The 1,977-nt window shown below is 57.4% G+C and carries 2 protein-coding genes; both read right to left on the reverse strand.

All coding sequences use genetic code 11. The annotated features are described in order from the left end of the window. Nucleotides 1-72: 72 nt before the first annotated feature. Complete coding sequence (locus NX05_RS19790) at nt 73-1,131, reverse strand: phage/plasmid replication protein, II/X family (protein ID WP_039445230.1); 1,059 nt, start codon at nt 1,129-1,131, stop codon at nt 73-75. Next, the gene (locus tag NX05_RS19795) at nt 1,128-1,424 is read right to left on the reverse strand and encodes a ribbon-helix-helix protein, CopG family (RefSeq protein ID WP_053012906.1); all 297 of its coding nucleotides are present in this window, start codon (nt 1,422-1,424) and stop codon (nt 1,128-1,130) included. Before NX05_RS19795 ends, NX05_RS19790 begins: the two co-directional genes overlap by 4 nt. Nucleotides 1,425-1,977: the final 553 nt, after the last annotated feature.

Consider the following 1,977-nt stretch of genomic DNA (forward strand, 5'->3'; position numbering starts at 1 on the left):
CCGCGGGGCACGCCCCGCACCCCATTTCGTGACGCGTCATGAAATAAAAAACCCCGCGTGAGCGGGGTCTATTCAAGCGAGCAGTCTGACTACAGGAGGCTCGAAATAGAGCTGCGTTCCGATGGCCCAATCGGGGACAGGTGCGGGCACTGCTTCAAGGGTGCGGAAAAGGGGAACAACGTTGGAAACATTGCGAGGAACCAACGTTGCAATGTCAATGCCGTGAGGCAGAAGCTCAGAGCGATATTTATAGAACGTCCGGTGAGGAAGGATCGAGCGAAGATCCGTTCCAGCCTCCCAAGACTGATATGCCATGCGCAACGAAGGTCGCAGGTTGTCAAGGATATCGGCAGACAAATTGGCAGTAGTAGTCATGGTCATCCCCTGCAAGCGTTCGCGGAGTAACTCGCGAGTTACGTTGCATGGTAGCTCATCATCGGCAAACCAGTCTGCGACCATAGATCGGGACATGCGCTTGAGTTCCATGCTGCGAATAGTGAGTTCAGCACGGAGTGCTTTATCAGCCCAAGCAACAGCATGAGGTAAAGAAAGAATGGCGTCTTGACCGTGACCCTTAGCGCGAATCTCTTGGCCTTTGCTATACAACTTGAGTGCCCAACGCCGGCTATTTCTGCCGAAATAGAGCGTGCTTGACTTGACGAGCTGACCGCGCCCGCGATGAGAAAGATGTGCTGTTTGCTCAGCGGCACGAAGCCACTCGAGGACTTGGGCACGACTCTCCAAGTGGAAAGATTCCGTGACGTCAACACGAGTGAGTTGGATCATGCCGGCCCGCACCAAGGCACGGTCCGCCTCAGTGGGATTGAGGGACAAAACGTCGATTAGATGATCGACAGTAGCAATGGCCAAAGAGGGCAGATCGTCGGTGCCCCAAAGGTTGTGACCTTGGAAGAATTTGACGGGATTTCCGCTGACTTCAAGGTGCGTGCACGGATCGGCAGTATGGGTACAAGTGCGTATCTGAAGACCAGTACCAAAGGAACCTTCAACGGTAGAGCGCTTAGCAGATCGCCAAGATATCTCACCGTCTGCATTCAACGAAAGGACGTGACCTCCAGTGATCGGTGTTGAATGAGAACAAGGCACGATCATGGTGAGCCAATCAATCACCTGTTTCGCTTCCTCATTGCAGCACGCCGCTTAGTGCTGATGGCAAGCTCAAGCTGATTAGCTGCGATAGCTGTTTGACGAAGAACATCGCCCATGACCTTAAGCGCATCGACCTGGCGGTCGTGAGCCATCTCAGCAGCCGTGGCCATCTCAGCAAACATCGGGCGGCCTTCTATGAGCCACTCGCGGATGATCGTTGCACGACCTGCGCCGGTGACCTTGCCCAATCGGTCCAGGACAGCGACCACATCGGCAGGAAGGGTGAGATTGACTCGGGTCTGTTCAGATGGCATGAGCGCAGTCTAGGAGTAACGCGGAGTGTCTGCAAGGGGGTGTCCAGTGCACACCGTGCACAAATGTGCGGTATCACTAGCCCCGCACATCGAGATGGCCGAGCGAGTCGGGGCAAGGCTTTCAGAGCTCGAGGCAGGGTTTGCCCGCTACTTAGGCACATGTATCAAGCAAAGCGGGGCCGCGAGGCGCTGTGGCGGCACCAGGGGCTACACAGGCCCATATCCTGCCCTCCCCTTCTGCCGGTTCTGCGGCCCGTACCGGGTCGGCCGTGGCGGCCCGCCCGCACCCACGCTGACGCTCCGTTGCAGTCGGGCCGCCAAGTCCTCCCAAAACGGTCTGCAGGCGCGTGGGACGGGGTAGGCCGTCAAAGGACCGGTTTCGCGCCGGGGTGAGCTGTGTTGGGCATTGCCATGGAAAGGCGGTAGCCGCGGGGCACGCCCCGCACCCCATTTCGTGACGCGTCATGAAATAAAAAACCCCGCGTGAGCGGGGTCTATTCAAGCGAGCAGTCTGACTACAGGAGGCTCGAAATAGAGCTGCGTTCCGATGGCC

The organism is Xanthomonas vasicola (assembly GCF_000772705.2).
In the GTDB taxonomy this organism is placed as follows: domain Bacteria; phylum Pseudomonadota; class Gammaproteobacteria; order Xanthomonadales; family Xanthomonadaceae; genus Xanthomonas; species Xanthomonas vasicola.

Excerpts from the sequence above, each read along its gene's own strand:
- NX05_RS19795 (WP_053012906.1), bottom strand. The coding sequence starts at position 1,424 with ATGCCATCTGAACAGACCCGAGTCAATCTCACCCTTCCTGCCGATGTG.